This is a genomic window from Parvibaculum sp., from assembly GCF_030694575.1.
In the GTDB taxonomy this organism is placed as follows: domain Bacteria; phylum Pseudomonadota; class Alphaproteobacteria; order Parvibaculales; family Parvibaculaceae; genus Parvibaculum.
The window spans coordinates 14652-38348 of the sequence record NZ_JAUYUS010000134.1 but is presented as its reverse complement, the minus strand read 5'-3'; the positions used below and the strand labels follow the sequence as shown (position 1 = coordinate 38348).

Below are 23697 nucleotides of genomic sequence, written 5' to 3'. Positions count from 1 at the left end.
GAGAACGGTCCGTGAACGGAGTATGTAGTTTTGGTTAAAAAGTGAATTCCTCGTGCGTCCCGTCGATGCGCACGATGGTATCGGTGATGAACCCGTTAAAACCGGTCTGCATCCCGATGGAATAGGCCCCCATGAAGCCAAACTCGATCCAGTCCCCCTCCCGGATATTTTCCGGAAGATAGAAAGGCAGCTTCAGCACGTCGAGGCTGTCGCAGGTCGGCCCGAAGATGCGGAAAGGCCGCAACTCTCCCTCGACCTCCCCCTCCTTCGTCAGCGCCCGCACCGGCGGATCGAGGTCGCCGTCCCGGATTTCAGAAAGACAGCCATAGATGCCGTCATTGATGTAGAGGTCCTCGCCCTTCCGCAGATGCACCTGCGTCAGCACCGAGCAGGCCTCCGCCACCAGTGCCCGCCCCGGCTCCGCGAACAGCGGCACCTCGATCCCGAGCCGCTCCTTCGCCTCCGCGATCTTGTCGAAATAGCTCTGCAGCGGCGGCACGTTCGCCTTGTAGATCGCGGGGAAGCCGCCGCCGACGTCGAGATATTCGAGCGTCACGCCCGCCTCCTCCGCCACCTTCATCGCCATCTCCATGGCAATGCGGAAAGCGTCCGGGTCGAGGCACTGGCTGCCGACATGAAATGCGATCGCCGTCCGGCACCCGCGCCTGTTCGCTTCCTTCAGCAGCGCCACGGCCTCGTCGGGCGGCGCGCCGAACTTGGCGGAAAGGTCGTAGACCGCCTTGCCCTTCGGCGTCGCGATCCGCACTTCGATCGTGATGTCCGTACCCGCGATCGCGATCACCTTGTCGAGTTCGTCCCGGTGGTCGACCACATAATCGGTGATGCCATAGACATCCGCCGCCGCCTCCAGCGCACCACGCCCCTTCACCGGATGGTTGAAATAGCAATGCGCTTCCGGCAGCAGCTCCGTCACCTTCGCGATTTCCGAAATCGACGCGGTATCGAAATGCGAGACGCCCGCCTCCGACAATGCCTTCAGGACGAAAGGATGCGGATTGCATTTCGTCGCATAAAGCACCGTGCCGGGAAAGCCGTCGATGAATGTCCGCGTCCTCGCCTTCATCACGTCCGGGAAAATGCAGAATACCGGATAGGACGGATCGAGCCGGCGGATGACGTCGCCGACCGAAGCGAACCGCAATTGCCGCGCCGCGCTCGTCATGCCTTGTCCAGTCGCGCAATCAGGCTCGACGTATCCCAGCGCCTTCCGCCCATCGCCTGCACCTCCGAGTAAAACTGGTCGACAACCGCCGTCACCGGCAGATGCGCTCCGTTCCGGCGCGCCTCGTCGAGGCAGATCGCAAGGTCCTTGCGCATCCAGTCGACCGCGAAGCCGAAATCGAACTTCCCCTCTATCATCGTCTTGTAACGGTTTTCCATCTGCCAGCTCTGCGCCGCGCCCTTGGAAATCGTTTCGATGACGGCCGCGGCGTCGAGCCCCGCCTTCTTTGCGAAGTGCAACCCTTCCGCCAACCCCTCGACGAGACCGGCGATGCAGATCTGGTTCACCATCTTGGTGAGCTGCCCCGCGCCCGACGGCCCAAGCAGCTTCGCCATCCGCGCATAAGCCGAAATCGCCCGTTCCGCCTTCGCGAAAGCCGCTTCGTCGCCGCCCGCCATCACCGTCAGCACGCCGTTCTCGGCACCCGCCTGTCCGCCGGAAACCGGCGCATCGATGAACGAGATGCCGCGCGCTTTCGCCTCTCCATAAAGCTCACGTGCCACGGCGGCGGACGCCGTCGTGTGGTCGACGAAGATGGTACCCTGCGCCATGTTCGAGAAAGCGCCGTCCGCGCCCGCCGTCACCTCGCGCAGATCGTCGTCATTGCCGACACAGGCAAACACGATCTCCGCGCTCCCCGCCGCCAGCGCCGGTGTCGGCGCCGCCGCGCCGCCATGTTCCGCAACCCAGCGTTCCGCTTTCGCGCCCGTCCTGTTGTAGACGGTAACCTCGTGCCCGGCCTTTCTGAGGTGACCCGCCATCGGGTATCCCATAACGCCCAGCCCGATAAATGCGACCTTGCTCACGCTTGCCTCCTCGCGCTTGTCGTTTGGCCTATCTAACAGGCTTGGCCGCCAAAGCGCAAAGAAGCGGCGCCACGCTGTAAACGCGGCGCCGTCGAAACGGTTCGGAAGGGACGTCGGGAAATACCTAGCGGATCTCGCCTTCGGCGGCGATACGGCCCGTCTTGCAGAGCTGCGAGGATTCCGCCGTGCAGGGCCCGTAATAGAGCCGCACGACATTGCCTTCCTTCGTCATGTCGTAGCAGTCGCGCGTGTTGTACTGGATTTCCTCCGACCTGTGGCACCAGCGGTTGCCCTCGATCCACCAGGTGCCGTCGCCGCGCCGGCTTCGCGTGGACGAACTGGCACGGTGATAGGTCTGGAAGAAATACTGGATCAGCTCGATATCCGTCGTGCCGTTCGGATGCAGTTTGATGATCGTGTTGATGAGCCGGTTGCCGCCCTCCATCTCGATCCGCCCCATCTCCAGATGAAACGTCTTGCCCACCATCTGCGTGCGGATTTGTCCGGCGTTCAGCGAGTCGCCTTTCTTGTTGAGAATGGTCTCCGCCGCGTCGCCTCCCGCGCCGCTGCTCGTGCCGCTCGGTATGCCGCCGCCGGCATTTGCCGCGGGCTGCGACGCGTCAGGCGCCGGCTCCGGTATCACTTCGGGCGGCGGTATCGGCTTGGCGTCCTTGCGGACCACCGTTTCCTTCTTCGGCTCCGGCGGCTTCACCGGTTCGGGCTTTGGCGGCTCCGGCTTCTGCACGGGTTCGGGCGGCGCCGCATAGCGATCGTTTGCCGATCCCGCGGCGAGCTGGAACGTCACGGCCTCGCCGCCGCCCGGTCCCGGTCCGCCGAATATCCCGCCAAAGGTCAGCAGCAGCGACAGAAAGAGCAATGAATGCAGCAGCACGGATGCGATCAGGAAGTTGCGCAGCTTGAATTCGCGCCCTTCCATCTCGGCCCCCGCCCTCCGTGGCATGGTCGCCGTCATCGTCATCGCCCGCGCTCCGTCAGGATCGTCACCTGCTCCACGCCGGCTTCGCGCAGCCCCTCCATCAGGAGAAGCAGAGCCTCTGCGGGCGCATCCTGGTCCGCTTTGATGGCGACGCGCTTTGTCCCCTGCTCTTTCAGATATTTTTCGACCATGTGCCCCGAAATCTTCGCATCCATCACCCGGTCGCCGAGCCATACGAATCCGTCCGCCTCCATGACGAGCGTCGCTGGCAGGTCGCGCTCGCGGTCGTTGAGCTCGCCCTGCGGCAGCGAAACCGCAACGGGGTCCGGCGGCGACATGGTGCCTGCCAGCAGAAAGAAGATCAGCAGCAGGAACACCACGTTGATGAGCGGAATCAGCGTCTCGAATTGCCGCCGGGGCGGATCCTGGTCGAATTCGATCATGGCTTGATTTTCTCCACCCGCGCCGTACCGACCGCCTTCGCACCGGATTGCCGCGCCGCCTCGACAGCCGCCACCAGCGCCTGCGTGCGCGACCCCTTTTCCGCGAGGATCGTCACGGTCATGTCCTTGCGCTCGCCGATGGCTTCGCGGAGAGACGCCGTCAGCGCCGTCCGCTCCACGGGCTTGCCGTCAAGCCTCAGCGTGCCATCGCCCATCAGCCATATTTCGACGACGCGCGCATCCGTCGGCAGTTCGTCCGCGCTCGGTGCCGGCGTCACCACCGACAGCGATTGCGTCTGCATGAACGATGTCGTCAGCATGAAAAAGATGAGCAGCAGGAACACCACGTCGATAAGCGGCGTCAGACTGGCCATCCCTCTGCGTCGGACGGGTTCCTCGAACATGGGCTTGGCTCCCTTGCGAGGCTACTGTGCCGCCTTCGACTGCACGGGTCCTTGCCGCGCATGCAGCGCCGCGATCACACGGGCCGAGGCATCGCGCATCGACAGGCGCACCTGGTCGATCTTGCCTTCGAGCAGGTTGAGCGCGGTGATGGCCGGCAGCGCGACGATGAGACCGACGGCCGTCGTCAGAAGCGCCACCCAGATGCCGCCCGAAAGCAGCGCCGGGTCCACTTGCGTACCCGCCTCCTCGAGGCTCTGGAAGGCGTTGATCATGCCGATCACGGTGCCGAGCAGGCCGAGCAGCGGCGAAATATTGCCGATGACTTCGAGCCAGCGGAGATACCGCTGCAACGCGCCGATTTCCATCGTGCCGACACGGACGATTTCGGACGCCACATCCTCGTCGCGCAGGTCGCCGCGCATCTTGGCGCGCACGCCCGCCGCCATGGCGCGTGCCAGTGGTGTTTTCTGTTTTTTCAGCACATCGAGCGATCCGGCAAGATCGCCGGCTTCGATCTTGTCGAGCGCCGGCTCCACGAAGCTCCGCTTGGAAAGCCCCGCCGACCAGAACTGGAAAATCTTGAGCAGGATGATCGCCGCCGAGATGATGGACAGCACCAGCAGGATCGCCACGATCGGGCCGCCCTTGTCGAGCAGCGAGCCCAGCGAATACCACGTGTCGCCCCCGCCCGACTGGGCAATGATGTCGGCTGCGTTATTCATCGCATCGCCGCCTGCGGCACCATTGGTTACGGCGCCGTTCGCGGCCTCGCTGGCCGCGTCAACGGTATTTTGTTCCGGCATAAGCTTGGTCCTCCCGACCGGCTACGCTACCCCAACGCTTTTTTGTCGCACTTTTACGGTCTTTTTTGCAGGTGGACCGGCAAGCGTCTTTTTAGTAAATTTTCTTTACGAAAACACCGCCGCGCCCGCGCGTCAAGCGGTTCGGCTGCCGGGGAGGCATCATTTTTTCCGGCGTCGTGAATTTTTTGCGTCGCGTCGCGGCGCCGATACCCTCAATCTGCACGCATCTCTGTCGTCGCGTGTGACTCAATAGAGGTCGGCTGGGGCATGACACAAAATAAAAACGGTGCCGCGCATGTCGCGGAAATGAACGACGACGATCCTTTCCTGCCGGAGCGATTCGTCAGGGCGATCAACGAGCTGGGTACGATGCTCGCGACGATCTACGACCGCCGCACCGGACTCACGCGCAACCAGACCCGCATCGTGATAGCGCTCCTCGACGAGGACGGCCAGACCCAGACGGAGCTTGCGCACGTCCTCAGCATTCACAAGGTCTCCATCGGCATCTATGTCGGCGAACTGGAAGCGCTGGGCCTCGTCGAACGCCGCACGCACCCGACCGACGGTCGCGCAAAATGCATCTACCTGACGCCGCTGCTGCACGCCAACAAGCATATCGCGCGCAATCACTACGCCGCCATTCACCAGGCAGCCGTCGACGGCATCGCCGAGGAAGACTACCTCGCCATGCTGAGATCGATGGATAAGATGCGCGAAAATCTGGAAGCGCTCGACGCGCGCGAAGGCGGAACCTCTCCCCGTCGCGACAGGTAGCGCGCGGTCAGATGACGGGCGGCAGTATCTGATAGGCGCCGCGATGATAGAGCAGCGGCCGCCCTTCCTCGACATAATCGAACTTCACCACACGCCCGACCATGATGACATGGTCGCCCGCATCGTGGCGCGCCTCGACCTCGCACTCGAAATGGGCAAGCGCCTGGACAAGCGCCGGGCATCCGCTCTCCCCTTCCCTCACGTCCATTCCGGCAAGGCTGTGGTCGCCTTTCCGGGCCAGCCGGGACGACACGTCCTGATGTTCCTCGCGCAACACGTTGACCGTGAAATGCGTCGCCCTCTCGAACACATCGAGCGTGTCGGACTTCTTGTCGAGGCACCAGAGCACCAGTGGCGGATCGAGCGAAACCGACGAGAAGGAATTGACCGTGATGCCGATCGGCGCCTCGCCGCCCACCCGCGTCGTGATGACGGCGACGCCGGTCGTGAACCAGCCGAGCGCGTTGCGAAACTTGCGCACGTCGTGCTCGCCACCGGTCTCCACCGTCTTTTCGCCTGTCGTCATCGAACGCTTCGCTCCATCGGGATGAGGGTTCCGTCGTCTTCCGGCCCCCGCCGCCGGTCATCTGTCGTCAACGGGTCGTTAACGTCCAGAGTGCCGGTTTAAGCCAGCCGGTCGTGGCGGCGCAACCTCGCATCCCCGCAAACCCATCGGTTTTCACGCAAAACCGCCGGGAAGCGCGCCATTCCGGCGTTTGGTTAAACCCGCTGTTAAGACGCGCGCCGCAAGAATGGAGCACGAGGCGGGGCGGGCCTGCTACGCGGCTGTTGCTGCGGGAATATACCTACAAAGAGAGTACTCGGGCATATGCGGCTCATTGTTGGCATCGGACTGGTATTGCTGAGCGTGTTCGGTGGTTACGCTGCAATGGGCGGCCACCTTGAAGTGCTTTGGCAGCCCTTCGAAGCCGTCATCATTCTCGGCGCGGCTTTCGGCGCGTTCTGCATCGCCAATCCCCCCTCGGTGCTGAAGGCGGTTGGCGGCATTCTCGGAACCCTGTTCAAAGGTCCGCGTTACGACAAGGCCGCCTTCCTGGAATTGCTCGGCCTGCAATACACCCTCTTCAAGCTCGCCAAGAGCAAGGGCAACCTCGCGCTCGAAGCGCATGTCGAAAATCCCGGCGAGAGCACCATCTTCGCGCAGTTTCCCAAATTCTCAGCCGATCACCACGCAATCGAATTCATGTGCGACTACCTGCGCATGATCACCCTCGGCACCGAGAACGCGCACGAACTCGAATCGCTGATGGACGAAGAACTCGAAACCCATCATCAGGAGCGCGAGCGCATCGTCAGCGCCATGCAGGCGCTTGCCGACGGCACGCCCGCTCTCGGCATCGTCGCCGCCGTGCTCGGCGTCATCAAGACCATGGGCTCCATCGATCAGCCGCCCGCTATTCTCGGCGGCCTCATCGGCGGCGCTCTTGTCGGCACCTTCCTCGGCGTCTTCGTCGCCTACGGCTTCTTCGGTCCGATGGCGCAGTCGCTCCGCAACACCTACGAAGCGGAGTCGAAATATTATCTCTCGATGAAGGCGGGCCTTCTCGCCCACATGGCGGGTTACGCGCCCGCCGTCTCCATCGAATTCGCGCGCAAGGCGCTGATGTCGGAAGTCCGTCCCACCTTCATCGAAGTGGAACAGTCCACCGCCGCCCTGCAGCCTGCCGCTTGACGGATAGGGATTGAACAGCATGGCCGCGCCGAACAACCAGCAGCCGATCATCCTCAAGAAGGTCAAGAAGGTCGTCCACGGCCATCACGGCGGCGCGTGGAAGATCGCCTATGCCGATTTCGTGACCGCCATGATGGCGTTCTTTCTGCTGATGTGGCTCATCAGCATGACGACGCCGGAGCAGAAACAGGGCCTCGCCGATTATTTCGCGCCGTCCAACGTCAGCCGTTCCACAAGTGGCGCGGGCGGCATCATGGGCGGCACCGCCTTCGACGAGGAAGGCTCGCGCATGGCGGGCACCAAGCCGCAGGTCGTCATGACCATATCGACGCCCGCCCAGCCGAAAAGCCCCGAGACGGCGGAAGAAAAAGCCGCCGCCGCGCAAATGGACAAACTCCTGCAGGAAAAGTCCGCCCGCGACGAACGGAATTTCCGCGCCGCCGCCGAGAGCATCCGTCAGGCGATGCGCGAGAACCCCGATCTCGCCGAGCTTTCGCGCAGCGTCATCGTCGACGAGACGCCGGAAGGCCTCCGTATCCAGATCGTCGATCAGGATGGCCGCTCCATGTTCCCCGCCGGCAATGCCGAACCCTACGAGCGAACCCGCCAGTTGATCGACGAGGTCTCGAAAATCCTCATCAAGCTGCCGAACCGCGTCAGCATCTCGGGTCACACGGACGCGAACCCGGTCGAAGGGCGGCCTGGCTATTCCAATTGGGAGCTCACCGCCGACCGCGCCAATGCCGCGCGCCGCATCCTCACCAAGGCGGGTCTTTCCAACGACCGCATCTACCAGGTCGTCGGCAAGGCGGATTCCGAGCCGCTCTTCCCCGAAGACCCCTACATGGCCGCCAATCGGCGCCTGTCCATCGTTCTCCTCCGCGAAGCCTCGGTCACGCCCCCCGGATTCAGCCCCTGATCCGGTCGAAACCGCACTTGCCTTCCCCATTTTCTCCCCTTATGTGAAACAGACCGGTTTTACATCGACGGGAAAAAGATGAGCGAAAGCAATCATGTAGCCCCAACTGGCCTTTCCGCTTCGGAAAGCGTCCAGTGGCCCGCGGGCGCCTTCGACGGCATCGTCATGGCCCGCTGCCTCGCTTTTCTCGCCGATCTGGCCGTCCTTTGCGTCCTGCTCGTGCTGGCGTCGGTCGTTTTTGGCGTCCTCGGTATCCTGACATTTGGCCTGCTCTGGCCGGGCGCCGCGCTCACCCCCCTCATCGCCCTTGCCTATTTCACGCTCACCCTGGGCGGCCGGCACTCGGCGACGCCGGGCATGCGCTGGCAGGGCATCGAGCTTCGCGCCTGGAACGGGCGCAGGCCCGGCTATCTCCAGGCGGCGCTTCAGACCGTCCTCTTTTACGTGACCGTCGCCGTCGGCACGGTTCTCGTTCTGCTCGTACCGTTTTTCAACGAACGTCGCCGCTGTCTCCACGACTATCTTTGCGGTACTGTCTTCGTCCGCCGTTCCGTCTGAACCGAGGCCACCTCGCGTAACGCCTGCTGATCCACTCCCTCAATCACCGGGCGCATCGCCGACTTGTCGTGCCATGCGCTACCGAACAAGATGCGCGCATGGAAATTGCTTTTGCCTGGCAGATGTGGGTGACCTATGGCCTGATCGTGGTCGCGGTCATGCTGTTCAGCATCGAGCGTCTTTCGCTTGAGGTATCGGCTCTCGCGATTCTCGTCGTTCTTCTCCTCTTCTTCTATCTGTTTCCCGTCGTCGGCCCGGATGGCCAGAACCTCCTCAGTTCGACCACGCTCCTCGCGGGCTTCGCAAACCCGGCGCTGATCGCCGTCCTCGCGCTTCTCGTCGTCGGCCAGGGCATGTTCCAGACCGGCGCCCTCGACGGCGCCGCCCGCCGCGTCGCGGATCTCGGCTCCACCCGGCCCGGCCTCACCATCTTCTTCACCTTCCTGCTGGTCGCCGTCATCAGCGCCTTCCTGAACAACACGCCCGTCGCCGTGATGTTCATTCCCGTCCTCGCCACGCTCGCCGGCCGCTTCGGCCAGCGCGCGCCGAAGGTCATGATGACGCTGAGCTACGTGTCGATCCTCGGCGGCATGACGACGCTCATCGGCTCATCCACCAACCTGCTGGCGGCCGGCGTGGTCATGACCTCGCATCTGCCGCCCATCGGCATCTTCGACTTCGTGGTACCCGGCATTTTTCTCGCCTCGATCGGCTTCCTCTACGCCACGTTCGTCGTGCCGCACCTTGTTCCCGACCGTGGCGCCGCCGTCGATCTGTCCGGACCGGAAGCCGGCAACGGCAAGCAATACATCGCCCAGCTCGAAGTCACCTCCGCCCATCCCCTTGTCGGCGTGAGCTCCATCGCCGGTCTCTTTCCGCCGCTGCGCGACATGACGGTCCGCATGATCCAGCGCGGCGAACATCCGATCCTGCCGCCCTTCGAGGACGTGACCCTCATGCCCGGCGACGTCGTCATCGTCGCCGCCACGCGCCAGACCCTCACCGACGCCCTGAAGTCGGGCTCGCGCATTTTCGAAGGCATGCTCGAGGAACGTTTCTCGGCCGGCCTCGAGGCGAGCGATGGCCCCGCCAAACCCGGCGGCGAACTCATCCTCGCCGAAACGGTCGTGGCGCCAGGCTCGCGCATGATCGGCCAGACCATCGAACAGATCGCCTTCCGCCACCAAACGGGTTGCATCGTGCTCGGCATCCAGCGCCGCAGCCGCATGATCCGCACCCTGCTCAACGACATCCGCCTCGAGGCGGGCGACGTCCTCCTCATTCTCGGCAAGGGTCCGCAGGTGCAGGACCTCCGCCACAACCGCGACGTGCTGCTCCTCGAATGGTCGGCGACCGAACTGCCGGACCCGAAGCTCGCACGCCGCGCCCTCGCGATCTTCGGTATCATGGTCGCTTTCGTGCTCAGCGGCCTCGTCCCCATCGAAATCGCCGCCGTCGGCGCCGCCGCCGCCATCATCGCGGCGGGCGTCCTCAACGTCCGCCAGGCCGCCCGCGCCATCGACCGGCGCATCTTTCTCATGGTCGGCGCCATGCTCGGCGTCGCCGCCGCGCTGGAAGCCACGGGCGGCGCGCGCGCCATAGCGGAAACATCTGTCGCAATGTTCTCCGGCTACGGCGTGCCGGTCATCCTCTCGGCCTTCTTCTTCGCGATCGCCGTCACCACCAACGTGCTGACCAACAACGCCACCGCCGTGCTGTTCACGCCCATCGCCATCAGCACGGCCACCCAGCTCGGCATCGATCCGATGATCTTCGTCTATGCCGTCATCTTCGCCGCCAACTGTTCCTTCGCGACGCCGATGGGCTACCAGACCAACCTTCTGGTTATGGGACCGGGGCATTACGAATTCCGCGATTTCGTCCGCGCCGGCGCGCCTCTCGTCATTTTGCTCTGGCTGGCTTATTCTTTCTTCGCGCCTTGGTACTATGGGCTCTGAACCGGAAAGAGCGGCCGCTAGCGCGAGAAAGCAGTGACAGACCAGTCCCGCACGAGATTTCCGCAGTTCTACATCACGGCCCCGCAGCCGTGCCCGTATTTGCCCGGCCGCCACGAGAAGAAAGTCTTCACGCATCTGCTCGGCGACGAGCCCGTCTCCCTCAACAACGCGCTCACCCAGGCCGGCTTCCGCCGCAGCCAGAACATCGCCTATCGCCCGGCCTGCGACGATTGTCAGGCCTGCGTCTCCGTCCGCGTGATCGTCGATGAGTTCCGTCCCCGGCGTACCTTCCGCCGCATCCTCGCGCACAATACCGGCCTGCGCTCTTCCGCCGAGCCCGCCCGCGCGACCGACGAGCAGTACACGCTCCTGCGCCGCTATCTCGACGCCCGCCACGCCGAAGGCGGCATGGCCGACATGTCGAGGCTCGATTACGTCGCCATGGTCGAGGACACGACCATCGTCACCCGCCTGATCGAATACCGCCAACCCGGCGCCCCGGCCCCCCTCGTCGCCACCGCCCTCACCGACATGCTCGATGATGGCCTCTCCATGGTCTACAGCTTCTACGACCCGGCCGAGACCTCGCGCAGCCTCGGCACATGGATGGTCCTCGACCATATCGAGCGCGCCCGCGCGCTCGGCCTGCCTTACGTCTATCTCGGCTACTGGGTCGATGGCAGCCGCAAGATGGCCTACAAAACCCGCTTCCAGCCGCTCGAAGCCCTGACAATGGAAGGCTGGCGACGCATGGAGACTCCGCCCTGTAATCTATAGTTCACGTCTGCTTGACGCCGTCGATCCTGTGAACTACAGTTAACAAATATGCTGGAAGTCCGCCAAACACTGATTTTCCGGGACTGGCTGGACGGCCTCAAGGATCGTCAGGCAGTCAAGCGCATCGCGCAACGCATCGTCCGGCTCGAATCCGGCCTTTTTGGCGACGCGAAGTTTTTCGACGGCATCGGCGAGCTGCGCATCGATTCCGGCCCCGGTTACCGGGTCTATTTCGTGCGGCGGGGCGATGTTCTCATTCTTCTTCTGTGTGGCGGCGACAAGAGCACCCAGAAGAAAGACATTGAGCGCGCCAGGAAACTGGCCGAGGAGGTATGACATGACTATCGAAACCGTTCCTTTTGACGCCGCCCTCTACCTCGATACGCAGGAAGACCACGTCGCACTCATTTCCGATGCGCTGGCAACCGGCGATGCAAGCTACATCGCAACTGCGCTCGGTGTCGTCGCCCGGTCCCGCGGCATGTCGCAGATCGCCAAGGAGGCAGGCGTAACCCGCGAAGCTCTCTACAAGGCGCTGAGCCCGGAAGGCGATCCCAAGCTCACCACCTTGATCGGCGTAATGAAGGCACTCGGGATTCGCCTCAAGGCCACCCCTGCCGATACCGAAAACACCGGAGGCACACTCACCGGCGCCTGATCGCTCGACGACGGGCCGATCCCTTCGCCGCCGTTGCGCCTTGCGCGCGCGCGCCTATACTGGCCGCGAATTGCACCCCTTCAATTGGGGAGAGCTGGCCGGCGCACGGCCGCTCCGGGGAAGTAGATCGGGGAGTCGTCCATGAAACGCCGTTCGTTCTTGACGGGCGCTGGCACCGCCGCCATCGCCGCCGCCACCATGCCCGCGCCGGCAATTGCCCAGGGCAAGCGTCAGCTCAAGATGGTCACCACATGGCCGAAAAATTATCCCGGCCTCGGCACCTCGGCCCAGCGCCTCGCGACCCGTATCGGTGAAATGACGGACGGTCAGGTCGACATCAAGGTCTATGCCGCCGGCGAACTCGTGCCCGCCCTCGAATGCTTCGACACCGTCTCGAGCGGCGCCGCCGACATCTATCACGGCGCTGAGTACTACTGGCAGGGCAAGTCCAAGGCCTACAACTTCTTCACCGCCGTGCCCTATGGCATGACCGCCGCCGAAATCAACGGCTGGATCTATCATGGCGGCGGGCAGGAGCTCTGGGACGATCTCGCCGCCGGCTTCAACATCAAACCCTTCATGGCCGCCAACACCGGCGTCCAGCTTGCCGGCTGGTATCGCAACGAGATCAACTCGCTCGACGATCTCAAGGGCCTGAAAATCCGCATGCCCGGCCTCGGCGGCGAAGTCATGCGCCGTCTCGGCGCCGCCGCCGTCACGCTCGCCGGCCCCGACATTTTCCCGGCCCTCCAGAACGGCACCATCGACGCCGCCGAGTGGGTCGCGCCGTGGAACGACATGGCCTTCGGCTTCTACCGCATCGCCAAGTTCTACTACTGGCCCGGCTTCCACGAGCCGGGATCGAGCCTCGCCGCCGGCTTCAATCTCTCCGTCTGGGAGTCGCTCACGAAGCAGCAGCAGGCCGTGGTCCGCGCCGCCTGCTCCGCCGAAAACGACTACACCCTTGCCGAATACACGCATCACAACGGTCGCGCCCTCAAGACGCTCGTCGAGCAGCACGGCGTCCAGATGCGTAAATTCCCGGACGAAGTCCTCGCCGCCCTCAAGAAGGCATCGCGCGAAGTCCTCGAGGACGCCGCCAAAAGCGATGCCGCCACCGCTAAAATCTATGAAAGTTTCCGCGAGGCGCTGGCGGTTTCCGAGGAATGGACGCGGATCGGCGACGAAGGTTATGTGGAGGCACGCCGCGGCTGACGCGGTCGACCGTCATGAACAAACTCTCCCGCCTCGCCGGACTGATCGATACCGTCAACGAAGCCGTCGGCCGCGCGGTCGCCTGGCTCGCGCTCTTCATGGTGCTGACCCAGTTCGTCGTCGTGCTTATGCGCTACATCTTCGGCGTCGGCTCCGTCTGGGCGCAGGAATCGATCGTCTACATGCACGGCACCCTTTTCATGCTGGCGGCGGGCTACACCCTCCTCCACAACGGCCATGTCCGCGTCGATCTTTTCTATCGCTCGTCGTCGCCCGCCTTCAAGGCATGCGTCGACCTCTGCGGCACGGTCCTTCTCCTCTGGCCGGTCTGTGTACTGATCTTCTATGTCGGCCTTCCCTACGTCGAAAGTGCGTGGAGCGTGCGCGAGGGCAGCCGCGAGACCAGCGGCATCCAGGGCGTCTACCTCCTGAAAAGCGTCATCCTCGTCTTCGTCGTCCTGCTCGCGCTGCAGGGCCTTTCCACCGTCATCCATTCGCTGCGCATTCTCGCCGGGATCGAAAAGCCCGTCGAGGAAGCTTCGCCCCTGCTCTGAGAGACCGTTCATGGCGCTCCGCGAATCTCTCGATGTGCTGATGTTTGTCGCGGTCTGTGCCGTGCTGCTGACGGGCTTCCCCGTCGCCTTCACGCTGGCCGGCATCGCCCTCGCCTTCGGCCTGATCGGCATGGCGTTCGGCGTCTTCGATTTCGGCTTCATGGCCGCGCTCCCGCAGCGCATCTACGGCAACATGACGAACGACGTGCTGATTGCGGTGCCGCTCTTCGTCTTCATGGGCACCATGCTGGAGCGCTCGAAGGTCGCAGAGGAACTGCTTGAAAACATGGGCCGCCTCTTCGGCCGGCTGCGCGGTGGCCTCGGTATTTCCGTCTCGATCGTAGGCGCGCTCCTCGCCGCCTCCACCGGCATCGTCGGCGCGACGGTCGTGACCATGGGCCTTCTGGCTCTCCCCACCATGCTGCGGCGCGGCTACGATCCGGCGCTCGCTTCCGGTTCCATCGCCGCCGCCGGCACGCTCGGCCAGATCATCCCGCCCTCCATCGTCCTCGTGCTGCTCGGCGACACGCTGGCGAATTCCTACCAGAAGGCGCAGCTCGAACAGGGCATCTTCTCGCCGGAAACGCTCTCCGTCGGCGACCTCTTCGCCGGCGCGCTCATCCCAGGCCTCATGCTGGTCGGCTTCTACATTCTCTATCAGGTCGTCCGCGCCGTCCTTGATCCGAAGTCCTCGCCCGCCATGCCGGTCGACGACAGCGTCTCCACCGCCGAACTCTACCGCCGCACGCTCCGCGCGCTCATTCCCCCCGTCGTCCTTATCGTCGCCGTCATGGGCTCGATCCTCGGTGGCATCGCCACGCCCACCGAAGCTGCCGCCCTCGGCGCCATCGGCTCGATCCTTCTCGCGGGCGAGCGTGCCGGCGGCCTGAAGCTTCCCGTCCGCACCGCCGCCCTCTCGCTGATCGCGCTTCTGTTCCTCACCTCCTTCATGGACCTCCGGACCGCGCGCACCGAAATCTCCGGTGGCGACCAACTCGGCATCTGGCTCGCATGGCTCCTTTGCGCCGGCATCGCCTGGGGCCTCCTCGCCAGCACCCACCGCCTCTGGCGCAACGGCGTCCTCGGCGAGGTCACGCAATCGACCGCGCGCATCACCTCCATGGTCTTCGTCATCCTGATAGGCGCCGCGCTCTTCAGCCTCGTCTTCCGCGGCCTCGGCGGCGACGACACCGTGCACGAGTTCCTGAACTCCATGCCGGGCGGCACCACGGGCGCGGTCATCACCGTCATGCTCATCATGTTCGCGCTGGGCTTCTTCCTCGACTTCATCGAGATCATCTTTGTCGTCGTGCCCATCGTCGCCCCCATCCTCCTCATGATGGGCGTCGATCCCGTCTGGCTCGGCGTCATGATGGCCGTCAACCTCCAGACCTCCTTCCTCACGCCGCCTTTCGGCTTCGCACTCTTCTATCTGCGCGGCGTCGCCCCCGACAGCGTCACCACCATGCAGATCTACCGCGGCGCCGTCCCTTTCGTGATGTTGCAAATCCTGGCGCTTGGCGTTATCGCGGTATTCCCGGCGCTCGCCACCTGGCTGCCGCGCCTCATCTTCAGCGGAATGTAGAGTTCACATGTCCATGACACCGCCCCCCGACGCCGCAGGCGAAGCCGGCCGCAACATGATGCGCTTCTCGCTCGTCGTCCTCGCGATGGTGGGCGTCGTCATGTTCTTCGTCGTCACCGGCCGCGTCGACATGAGCGAACCCGTCGAGCTCACCGCCCGCGTGACCCAGCCCGCCACCTGGAATGCCGCCGCTCCGCTCGAGCTCGAAGTCGCCCTCACGCTCGCGAACAACACCGAAGAGGCGCTCCCTCTGGAGCTTCCCTCGCAATGCGAAATCTTCCGCTGGTTCCTGACCGACAAGGACAAAAATCTCGTCCAATCGCAGCGCGACGACGAACCCTGCGTCGATCTCCCCATCAAGGGCGCGCTCGAACCGAAACACAACATGACCGGCAACTATACGGTAAAGCTCGACCCCGCCCGCGTGCCCCCCGGCGACTACATCCTCTTCATCCGCTACTGGGCCCACGAACTCCGCGAACCCGTCACGATAAACTGAACGTCCTTTCAAGAAATTCGTCATTGCGAGGAGCGAAGCGACGCGGCAATCCATGAAGCCACAAACTCAGATGTCTCTCTTCACACCGCCCCGAACGGTCCCCCGAATTTCCGCTCGCTCGTGAAGCCCTTCGGCGGCAGCCGCCCGGCTTGCGCCCGCGCGCCCACCCAGTCCTTCAGGTCGGTATGCGTCCGCGACCGCCCGCCCTTGTCGTAAACGGTCAGCCCCTCTTTCAGGTTGAACGTCTTCACATCGGCAAGCCCGCCATCCGCGTAGCGTTGCAGGCGCACGCCCTTGCCGCGCGTCATCTCGTTAACTTCCTTGATCGGGAAAATGAGCAGCTTCCGGTTCTCGCCGATCGTGGCGACATGGCTCCCCTGCACCACCGCGCAGGCGACCGCCTCGTCCGTACCCGTCGTATTGAGCACCTGCTTGCCCGCGCGGCGCATCGCCACCACCTCGTCTTCCGGCACCACGAAACCATTGCCCTCATGCGACGCGACGATGAGCTTCCGCCCAGGCTGGTGTACGAAGAGTTCCACCACGTCGTGGCTCTCGTCGAGATCGATCATGAGGCGCACCGGCTCGCCGTTCCCGCGCCCGCCCGGCAGCTTGTCCGCGCTGAGCGTGTAGAAGCGCCCATCCGTCGCGAACAGCAGGATCTTGTCCGTCGTCTCCGCATGGATGATGAAGCGCGGCCCGTCGCCTTCCTTGTATTTGACGTCGGCATCCGCGGCGAGATGTCCCTTCAGCGCGCGGATCCAGCCCTTCTTCGAACAGATGACCGTGACGGGCTCCTTCTCGATCATCGCCTCGATCGCATGGAACTCGATCGCCGGCGCGTCGGAGAAAATCGTGCGCCGCTTGCCCAGATCGGTCTTCGGCCCGAACAGCGCCTTCACTTCCTTGATCTCTTCCGCGACATGCGCCCACTGCTTGTCTTCGGATTTGACCAGCGACTTCAGCGTCTTCTGTTCCGCCGACAGCTCCTTGTGCTCGCCGCGGATTTCCATCTCCTCCAGCTTGCGCAAACTCCGCAGCCGCATGTTGAGGATCGCTTCCGCCTGGTTGTCGGTCAGCTTGAACTTCCTGATGAGCGCGGGCTTCGGCTCGTCCTCCTGCCGGATGATCCGGATCACCTCGTCGAGATTGAGATAGGCCTTGAGATAGCCTTCCAGCACCTCGAGCCGCTTCTCGATCTTGTCGAGCCGGAAATTCGAGCGCCGCACCAGCACGACCTTGCGATGTTCGAGCCACGCCCGCAGCGCGCCGCGCAGGCTCATCACCCCCGGCACCTGCCCGGCGGACAGCACGTTCATGTTGAGCGGAAACCGGTTTTCCAGTTCGGTCGTGCGGAACAGCGACTCCATCAGATGTGCCGGATCGACGGTTCTCGCCTTCGGCACCAGCACGAGGCGGATTTCCTCCGCGCTCTCGTCGCGCACATCTTCCAGCAGCGGCAGCTTGCGCGCCTGCAACAGCTCGGCGATCTTCTCCACCAGCTTAGACTTCTGCACCTGATAGGGAATTTCCGTGACGACGATCTGGTAGCCGCCGCGCGGCAGCTCTTCCTGCTCCCACCGCGCCCTCACGCGAAAGCCGCCGCGCCCCGTCTCATAGGCCTCCAGGATCGCCGCGCGCGGCTCCACGATGATGCCGCCCGTCGGAAAATCCGGCCCCTTCACGAACTCGACAAGCTTCTCCGTCTTCGCATTCGGATGCTTGATGAGATAAAGCGCCGCGTCGCACAGCTCGGCCGCGTTATGCGGCGGAATGCTCGTCGCCATGCCGACCGCGATCCCCGCCGCGCCGTTCGCCAGCAATTGCGGAAACGCCCCCGGCAGCACCGTCGGCTCGCTGTCTTCGCCATCATAGGTCTCGCGGAAATCGACCGTGTCCTCGTCGATCCCGTTCAGCAGCTGCGCCGCGACCTCGGTGAGCCGCGCTTCCGTGTAGCGCATCGCCGCCGCGTTATCGCCGTCCACATTGCCGAAATTGCCCTGCCCGTCGACCAGCGGATAGCGCACCGAAAAACTCTGCGCCAGCCGCACCAGCGCGTCGTAGACCGACTGGTCGCCATGCGGATGGTAGCGGCCGATTACGTCGCCCACCACGCGCGCCGACTTCTTGAACCCCGAGCCCGGATCGAGCTTCAACTGCCGCATCGCGAACAGCACCCGCCGATGCACCGGCTTCAGCCCGTCCCGCACATCCGGCAGCGCCCGGTGCATGATCGTGGAGAGCGCATAAGCGAGATACCGCTCCTCCAGCGCCTCCCGCAAATTGATCTCGTGTTCCGGCTCCGGCGGGGTAACGGCCTTGGTCATGTGTCTCTACTCTTCATATCTTCACCGTCATTGCGAGGAGCGGAGCGACGAAGCAATCCAGGGGCCGCATACGCAGGAGCGCAATAACGCATTCAATTCAGTTCTTCGTACAAATCCCGCCACTGGGGATTCATGGCCTCGATCAAGGCCAGCTTCTTTTCCCTCGATCCACCCTTGAGCTGCTTTTCGCGCGCGATCGCAAATTCCATCTCGTCATGCATCTCATACCAGACCAGCCTCTTGCAGCCATGCCGCTTCGTGAAGCCCTGCAAGACGCCCTCGCGATGCTCGTATATCCGGCGTTCGAGGTTCGATGTCACGCCGGTATAGATCGTCCCGTTCCGCCCGCTCGCGACGATGTAGACGGCCGGCCGCTTCATCCCTATCCCTCAACGTCATTGCGAGGAGCGTAGCGACGAAGCAATCCAGGAGCCGCAAACTCCGAAACAGCCGCCCCTGGATTGCTTCGCTTCGCTCGCAATGACGAACCTGTAATTCCGAGATACACAGCCATTATACCAGCGATTCGGACCCCTAGCGTCGACGGCTCAGCTCTCTGCCTCGACGGCTTCAAAACCACGGTCACCGGAACTGAACGCCCTCTCTTGCAGAGCGACCACGGAACCCGGTTGAAAGCGCCAGTTCTGTTCCGGCGGCATGATCCCCAGCACTTTGTAGAGACCGTTGCCCAATGCCTCGGCGGAAACCTGTACCCACACTTCAGTCCCTTCGTCCAACAATGGCATGTAGATGGTCGTCCGTCGCATTCGCCCCTCACTCCGCCCTCGCCGCTATCTTCTCCAGAAGCCTTGTCCGCGCATCCGGCAGGTGCCGGTCATGCGCCGCGAAGAGATGCCGCTCCAGGAAATGCCCGGTCATCCGCAATCCTTCCGCCACATCCGCCAGGCTCGCCTCGCCCGCCTGGCTCCCCACCAGAAATCCCGGCAGCCGGAACAGCCGCTCCTTGTAGGCCTCGCCCGCCGCCCGGCTCACCGCGCTCCCGCTCCGCGGCGACACGTAAACCAGATCGTCGCGGCTCCCCGTCGCCGCGCATTGCGTGAGGTCGAGTCCGAAGCCGAGTTCCGTGAGCAGCCCCAGTTCCCAGCGCACGAACACCGCCGGCCACACATCGCCGTCCCGCATCGTGTCGAGCAGCACCTCATAGCCGTCGTAAAGCGCCGGATGCGCCTCCCGCTCCGGCACGATGCCGCATACCGCGCTCGCCGCGCTGAGTGCCAGCAGCGCCAGCGGATCGTCCATCAGCAGTCCCGCCAGCGGCTTCACCAGTTCCACCTGATAGGTGCCGAGATGTTCGGTCAGCCGCGCCCGCCAATGCGCCGCCAGCTTGTTGCCCGGCTGCAGCACGCTGCGCATCCGCCGCCCCGCGCCGCCATGCACGAGCCCGAGATGCCGTCCCTGTTCCCGCGTGAAAAGCTCGAGAATGGCGCCCGTCTCGCCATAAGGCTTCGCCGACAGCACAATCCCTTCGTCCCGCCAGTCCACAGTCCCGCGACCTTTCTTCCATGAGAGGCGCTTTGTAGCATGGACGAGGCCCCGAGAGGACCTGGAGAGGACAAGCGCCGAACCGTCCCTGCCCCGCCTTGACACCGCCTGCCTTCTTCATTAAATGCGCCCTACCGCATAAGCGCAAAGGAAGACAGGCCGATGCCCGACGTCCCGCAGCTTCTCGCCGCCCTCGCAGAGCCGACAAGGCTGCGCGCCATGCAGATCGTCTGGCGCGGTGGAGAACATTGCGTCTGCGACCTCATGTCCGCTCTCGACGCCACCCAGTCCCGCATGTCGCGCCATATGGCCGTCCTGAAAGCCGCCGGCCTCGTCGTCGACAGGCGCGATGCCCAATGGGTGCGCTATCGCCGCAATCCCGATATCCCCGCCGCCGTCATCCGCATTGTCGATGCCGCGCTTGCCGCCCTCGAAAAGCCGCGCCGCCGCGCCGCCTGATTGGAGAGTGCCTTGTCCGTCACCATCTATCACAACCCCGCCTGCGGCACCTCGCGCAACACGCTCGCCATGATCCGCAAGAGCCTCGAAGAGAGCGGCGAGGAGCCGGAGGTGATCGAATATCTGAAAACCCCACCGGATCGCGAAACGCTGCGCCGCCTCATCGCCGCCATGGGCATTTCCCCGCGCGAGCTTCTGCGCCGCAAGGGCACGCCCTACGACGAACTCGGCCTCGACGATCCGAAATGGACGGATGAAGACCTGATCGGCTTCATGCTCGAACACCCGGTCCTGATGAACCGCCCCGTCGTCGTCGCGCCGAAGGGCACGCGCCTCTGCCGTCCCTCCGAAGCCGTGCTCGACATTCTCGAAAACCCGCATATCGGCCCCTTCGTCAAGGAAGACGGCGAAGTGATTATCGACCAGGAAGGAAAGCGCGTTGTCTGAGTATCTCGACACATTGCCGAACATCGACGAAGAGCTGCTGCACCCCGTGGACGAGGCCCGCCTTTTCGTGGCGCCGCGCGCGACGCACAAGCCGCGCATCCTGCTGCTCTACGGCTCCGTGCGCGAGCGTTCCTTCAGCCGCTTCGCAACGGAGGAAGCCGCGCGCATCCTCCGCCGCCTCGGCGCCGAAACCCGCACCTTCAATCCCTCCGGCCTGCCTCTCCCCGACGACGCGGATGAAAGCCATCCGAAAGTCCGCGAGCTGCGCGATCTCGTCACCTGGTCGGAAGGCATGGTCTGGTGCTCGCCGGAGCGCCACGGCGCCATGACGGGCATCATGAAGGCGATGATCGACTGGATACCGCTCTCCCTCGGCGCCATCCGCCCGACGCAAGGCAAGACCCTCGCCGTCATGCAGGTCAGCGGCGGCTCGCAATCCTTCAACGCGATCAACCAGCTCCGCGTGCTCGGCCGCTGGATGCGCCTGGTCACGATCCCGAACCAGTCTTCCGTGCCGAAGGCCTTTCTGGAATTCGACGAGGAAGGCCGCATGAAGCCCTCCGCCTATTACGACCGCATCGTCGACGTGATGGAGGAACTGATGAAATTCACCCTCCTCCTCCGCGACCGCTCGGACTATCTGGTGGAGCGCTACAGCGAGCGCAAGGAAAGCGCCGAGGAGCTTTCCCGCCGCGTCAACCAGAAGTCGATCTGAGGCCGTGCCGGCCTCTGAGGCATCCGCGTGACACCGGCCGGCCCCTCATCCTGTCTCGTCTGCCGTGAGCCGGCGCCGCACCGCTTCGTCAGCGTCGGCGCGCAGGACTACTGGTCGTGCCGCCGCTGCGATGCGGTCTTTCTCGACCCGGCGCAGCATCCGGCGCGACAGGATGAACTCGCCCAGTATCTGAGCCATGAGAACGATCCGGGCGACCCGCGCTACCGGACCTTCCTCGCTCGGCTGGCGGTGCCGCTGCTGCAAAAGCTGACGGCGCCCGCGCGGGGTCTCGATTATGGCTGCGGCCCCGGTCCGGCGCTGGCCGCGATGCTGCGCGAGGCGGGACACGAGATGGCGCTCTACGACCCCTTCTTCCAGCCCGGCCGCGCGCCTCTCTCGGGCACCTACGATTTCATCGTCTGCACCGAAGCCGCCGAACATTTTCATCGCCCGGCAGACGAGTTCGACCGTCTGGAGGCGATGCTGCGGCCGGGCGGCTGGCTCGGAATCATGACGGGCTTCATGACCGGCGATGTTCCGTTTGCGGACTGGTACTATCGCAAGGATCCGACGCATGTCGTCTTCTACAGCGAGAGCACTCTGCGCTTCGTTGCGGATGCGCGTGGCTGGTCATGCGAGTTCCCGGCTCCCGGCATCGCACTGATGCACAAGCACGCCGCTTGAGGCTGCCATGCGCCGACTCGTGCTAGCGTTTCGGCAAATGAGTTTGGTGGCCTTCGCCAGGACTGGACAGGAGGCACAAACGCAAAACGGGAACGGATCGTCCGCCACAGCATGAGCCGGCTTTCGAGTGCAAATTTCATGCGGCAATGGCGTGCCGCCTATAGCGCAAGCAACCCCGGCCAGCGTCTCGACCGCTGGCGCGTCGGCAACGTCGAATGGACGCGGGACAGGCATGTCCATTGGGGGCCCGATATTTCTTTTCACATCGAGATACACCGGATCGTCTGCAAGTCTGGTGAAAGAATCGTCTGGTCTCTTCTCGTCGTCTCCGAACGCTGGTTCGGCGAGGATCGGGACAAGGCGCTGCGGGTAACCGAGTTCGCAAAGCTCCTTTCCGGCCGCGCCGACACCGCAACCGCATGGTTCCGCGAGCATGGAAATGAATGAAGATGAAAACCCCGGAACCCGTGGCTGGCTCAACCGGACGGTCCTCGGCGCAGGTCTGACAAGCGCCCTCGGCGACTTCTGCTACGAGACGACGACCGTCATCCTGCCGGGCTTTCTTGCCGTACTCGGCATTCCGGCGGCCGTGCTCGGCCTCATCGAAGGGACAGCGGACGCGATCGCCAGCTTCACCAAGATGTTCTCGGGCTACATCGCCGACAAGTTCGGCCATCGCAAGACGCTGGTCATTGTCGGCTACGCACTGACGCCGGTCGGTCAGGCCATGATCGCCCTTGCCGTCGGCTGGCCGCTCATTCTTCTGGGCCGCATCGTATCCTGGTTCGGCAGGGGCCTCCGCGGCCCCCTGCGCGATGCCATCATCGTGCAAGCCATCGCGCCTGAAACGCGCGGCCGCGCCTTCGGTTTTCACCGCGCAATGGACACGCTCGGCGCCATTGCCGGTCCGCTTCTCGGCGTCGCGCTGCTCGGTTGGGCGCAAACCCTGCCTTGGGACAGCGCGGACGAACCGTTCCGGCTGGTCTTCTGGCTGACCCTGATTCCGGGCGCTCTCGCGGTTCTCGCTTTCCTGACGCTGGTGCGCGATCCCGAACACACGCCCAATCCGGCGATGAAATTCATTTCGACGATCAAGGGCCTGCCGGCGCGTTTCAAACGCTATCTCGCCGCTGTCGGCATTTTCGGCATGGGCGATTTCTCGCACGCTCTGCTGATCCTCGCCGCGACGCAACTGCTCACGCCGTCGATGGGCGTCGTGCAGGCGGCCCAGGTCGCCGGCCTTCTCTATGTCGGGCGCAACACCGTACAGGTCGTCGCGTCATGGCCCGTTGGCGTGCTCGCCGACCGTTTTGGCGCCCGGCCGGTGCTGATCGTCGGTTATGCGTTGGGCGTCCTGACCGCAATTCTGATGGCCCTTGTCTTCGTCTCCGGCGACGGCGATAAGATCCTTCTTCTGGTCGGCATCTTTTTTGTCGCCGGCCTCTATGTCGCGGTGCAGGAAGCGCTTGAAGCGACGGTCACGGCCGGCATGGTCGAAGAGCGTACGCTAGCGACGGGCTACGGCGCACTCGGCACGGTCAACGGCGCCGCGAAGTTCTTCTCCAGCGCCGCCGTCGGTATTCTCTGGACGGCGGTCTCGCCGCAATTCGCATTCGGCCTCGCTGCACTCCTCATGGCGGCGGGCACGCTGGCGCTGATACGCCTGCGCTGATCGCACCCACTCCTTCGGAAAGTCATGCCGATTTCAAAACCCAAAACCCTGCAGATTTCA

29 protein-coding genes are annotated in these 23697 nt (G+C 64.0%); 18 read left to right on the top strand and 11 right to left on the bottom strand.

Going from position 1 to position 23697, the window contains the following annotated elements; all coding sequences use genetic code 11:
- Positions 1–34: 34 nt before the first annotated feature.
- The 6 genes from Q8S60_RS18580 to Q8S60_RS18555 form a co-directional block, all read right to left on the bottom strand.
- Positions 35–1183: a type III PLP-dependent enzyme gene (locus tag Q8S60_RS18580; RefSeq protein ID WP_305278086.1), complete on the bottom strand. Its 1149-nt coding sequence runs from the start codon at positions 1181–1183 to the stop codon at positions 35–37.
- Positions 1180–2049 (bottom strand): NAD(P)-dependent oxidoreductase, encoded by an 870-nt coding sequence (locus Q8S60_RS18575; RefSeq protein ID WP_305278088.1) that lies wholly within the window; start codon positions 2047–2049, stop codon positions 1180–1182. Before Q8S60_RS18575 ends, Q8S60_RS18580 begins: the two co-directional genes overlap by 4 nt.
- A 124-nt stretch (positions 2050–2173) precedes the next feature.
- Positions 2174–3028, bottom strand: a complete 855-nt coding sequence (locus tag Q8S60_RS18570) for a hypothetical protein (RefSeq protein WP_305278090.1) — start codon at positions 3026–3028, stop codon at positions 2174–2176.
- The gene (locus tag Q8S60_RS18565; protein ID WP_305278092.1) at positions 3025–3429 is read right to left on the bottom strand and encodes a biopolymer transporter ExbD; all 405 of its coding nucleotides are present in this window, start codon (positions 3427–3429) and stop codon (positions 3025–3027) included. Before Q8S60_RS18565 ends, Q8S60_RS18570 begins: the two co-directional genes overlap by 4 nt.
- Complete coding sequence (locus Q8S60_RS18560) at positions 3426–3803, bottom strand: biopolymer transporter ExbD (RefSeq protein ID WP_305668773.1); 378 nt, start codon at positions 3801–3803, stop codon at positions 3426–3428. Before Q8S60_RS18560 ends, Q8S60_RS18565 begins: the two co-directional genes overlap by 4 nt.
- A gap of 51 nt (positions 3804–3854) precedes the next feature.
- Positions 3855–4637 (bottom strand): MotA/TolQ/ExbB proton channel family protein, encoded by a 783-nt coding sequence (locus Q8S60_RS18555; protein ID WP_305278097.1) that lies wholly within the window; start codon positions 4635–4637, stop codon positions 3855–3857.
- Positions 4638–4904: 267 nt separating this feature from the next.
- Here Q8S60_RS18555 and Q8S60_RS18550 point away from each other — a divergent pair, with 267 nt between their 5' ends.
- Positions 4905–5414, top strand: a complete 510-nt coding sequence (locus Q8S60_RS18550; protein WP_305278099.1) for a MarR family winged helix-turn-helix transcriptional regulator — start codon at positions 4905–4907, stop codon at positions 5412–5414.
- 7 nt (positions 5415–5421) lie between these two features.
- On the opposite strand, the gene Q8S60_RS18545 is transcribed toward Q8S60_RS18550, so the two are convergent.
- Positions 5422–5940, bottom strand: coding sequence for a flavin reductase family protein (locus Q8S60_RS18545; protein WP_305278101.1), 519 nt, complete (start codon positions 5938–5940; stop codon positions 5422–5424).
- Positions 5941–6243: 303 nt separating this feature from the next.
- On the opposite strand from Q8S60_RS18545, the gene motA reads away from it, so the two are divergent.
- The 11 genes from motA (at position 6244) to Q8S60_RS18490 (ending at position 15830) form a co-directional block, all read left to right on the top strand.
- Complete coding sequence (gene motA, locus Q8S60_RS18540; RefSeq protein WP_305278103.1) at positions 6244–7107, top strand: flagellar motor stator protein MotA; 864 nt, start codon at positions 6244–6246, stop codon at positions 7105–7107.
- Between the two features lie 19 nt (positions 7108–7126).
- Entirely contained in the window at positions 7127–8026 is a 900-nt protein-coding gene (locus tag Q8S60_RS18535; RefSeq protein ID WP_305278105.1) for a flagellar motor protein MotB, read from the top strand.
- Between the two features lie 78 nt (positions 8027–8104).
- Positions 8105–8584, top strand: a complete 480-nt coding sequence (locus Q8S60_RS18530; RefSeq protein WP_305278106.1) for an RDD family protein — start codon at positions 8105–8107, stop codon at positions 8582–8584.
- A 98-nt stretch (positions 8585–8682) separates the two neighbouring features.
- Positions 8683–10542, top strand: coding sequence for an SLC13 family permease (locus Q8S60_RS18525; protein ID WP_305278107.1), 1860 nt, complete (start codon positions 8683–8685; stop codon positions 10540–10542).
- 33 nt (positions 10543–10575) lie between these two features.
- On the top strand, positions 10576–11319 hold the full coding sequence (locus Q8S60_RS18520) for an arginyltransferase (RefSeq protein WP_305278109.1): 744 nt from the start codon (positions 10576–10578) through the stop codon (positions 11317–11319).
- Between the two features lie 48 nt (positions 11320–11367).
- Entirely contained in the window at positions 11368–11655 is a 288-nt protein-coding gene (locus Q8S60_RS18515; protein WP_305278111.1) for a type II toxin-antitoxin system RelE/ParE family toxin, read from the top strand.
- 1 nt (position 11656) lies between these two features.
- Positions 11657–11977 (top strand): addiction module antidote protein, encoded by a 321-nt coding sequence (locus tag Q8S60_RS18510; RefSeq protein ID WP_305278112.1) that lies wholly within the window; start codon positions 11657–11659, stop codon positions 11975–11977.
- Positions 11978–12118: 141 nt separating this feature from the next.
- A complete protein-coding gene (locus Q8S60_RS18505; RefSeq protein WP_305278114.1) occupies positions 12119–13192 on the top strand; it encodes a TRAP transporter substrate-binding protein in 1074 nt (357 codons plus the stop codon).
- A 14-nt stretch (positions 13193–13206) separates the two neighbouring features.
- Positions 13207–13746: a TRAP transporter small permease subunit gene (locus Q8S60_RS18500; protein WP_305278116.1), complete on the top strand. Its 540-nt coding sequence runs from the start codon at positions 13207–13209 to the stop codon at positions 13744–13746.
- A gap of 10 nt (positions 13747–13756) precedes the next feature.
- Positions 13757–15331 (top strand): TRAP transporter large permease subunit, encoded by a 1575-nt coding sequence (locus tag Q8S60_RS18495; protein WP_305278119.1) that lies wholly within the window; start codon positions 13757–13759, stop codon positions 15329–15331.
- 7 nt (positions 15332–15338) lie between these two features.
- On the top strand, positions 15339–15830 hold the full coding sequence (locus Q8S60_RS18490) for a hypothetical protein (protein WP_305278120.1): 492 nt from the start codon (positions 15339–15341) through the stop codon (positions 15828–15830).
- 80 nt (positions 15831–15910) lie between these two features.
- Here Q8S60_RS18490 and parC read toward each other — a convergent pair whose 3' ends face one another.
- From parC to recO, 4 genes are all read right to left on the bottom strand, one after another.
- On the bottom strand, positions 15911–18157 hold the full coding sequence (parC, locus tag Q8S60_RS18485) for a DNA topoisomerase IV subunit A (RefSeq protein WP_305278121.1): 2247 nt from the start codon (positions 18155–18157) through the stop codon (positions 15911–15913).
- Positions 18158–18249: 92 nt separating this feature from the next.
- The gene (locus tag Q8S60_RS18480) at positions 18250–18537 is read right to left on the bottom strand and encodes a GIY-YIG nuclease family protein (protein ID WP_305278122.1); all 288 of its coding nucleotides are present in this window, start codon (positions 18535–18537) and stop codon (positions 18250–18252) included.
- A 168-nt stretch (positions 18538–18705) separates the two neighbouring features.
- Entirely contained in the window at positions 18706–18924 is a 219-nt protein-coding gene (locus Q8S60_RS18475) for a hypothetical protein (RefSeq protein WP_305278123.1), read from the bottom strand.
- A 7-nt stretch (positions 18925–18931) separates the two neighbouring features.
- On the bottom strand, positions 18932–19660 hold the full coding sequence (recO, locus tag Q8S60_RS18470) for a DNA repair protein RecO (RefSeq protein WP_305278125.1): 729 nt from the start codon (positions 19658–19660) through the stop codon (positions 18932–18934).
- A 162-nt stretch (positions 19661–19822) separates the two neighbouring features.
- Here recO and Q8S60_RS18465 point away from each other — a divergent pair, with 162 nt between their 5' ends.
- The 6 genes from Q8S60_RS18465 to Q8S60_RS18440 all read left to right on the top strand — a co-directional run bounded on the left by Q8S60_RS18465 (position 19823) and on the right by Q8S60_RS18440 (position 23637).
- A complete protein-coding gene (locus tag Q8S60_RS18465; RefSeq protein WP_305278126.1) occupies positions 19823–20119 on the top strand; it encodes a metalloregulator ArsR/SmtB family transcription factor in 297 nt (98 codons plus the stop codon).
- 12 nt (positions 20120–20131) lie between these two features.
- Positions 20132–20566 carry an arsenate reductase (glutaredoxin) gene (gene arsC, locus Q8S60_RS18460; RefSeq protein WP_305278128.1) on the top strand — a complete coding sequence of 145 codons (435 nt, stop codon included), beginning with the start codon at positions 20132–20134 and terminating at the stop codon, positions 20564–20566.
- Positions 20559–21281 (top strand): arsenical resistance protein ArsH, encoded by a 723-nt coding sequence (gene arsH, locus Q8S60_RS18455; protein ID WP_305278130.1) that lies wholly within the window; start codon positions 20559–20561, stop codon positions 21279–21281. The genes arsC and arsH overlap by 8 nt, the downstream gene beginning before the upstream one ends.
- Before the next feature lie 27 nt (positions 21282–21308).
- Positions 21309–21965 carry a class I SAM-dependent methyltransferase gene (locus Q8S60_RS18450; RefSeq protein WP_305278131.1) on the top strand — a complete coding sequence of 219 codons (657 nt, stop codon included), beginning with the start codon at positions 21309–21311 and terminating at the stop codon, positions 21963–21965.
- A 138-nt stretch (positions 21966–22103) separates the two neighbouring features.
- Entirely contained in the window at positions 22104–22412 is a 309-nt protein-coding gene (locus tag Q8S60_RS18445) for a hypothetical protein (RefSeq protein WP_305278132.1), read from the top strand.
- Positions 22405–23637: an MFS transporter gene (locus tag Q8S60_RS18440; protein ID WP_305278133.1), complete on the top strand. Its 1233-nt coding sequence runs from the start codon at positions 22405–22407 to the stop codon at positions 23635–23637. The genes Q8S60_RS18445 and Q8S60_RS18440 overlap by 8 nt, the downstream gene beginning before the upstream one ends.
- Positions 23638–23697: the final 60 nt, after the last annotated feature.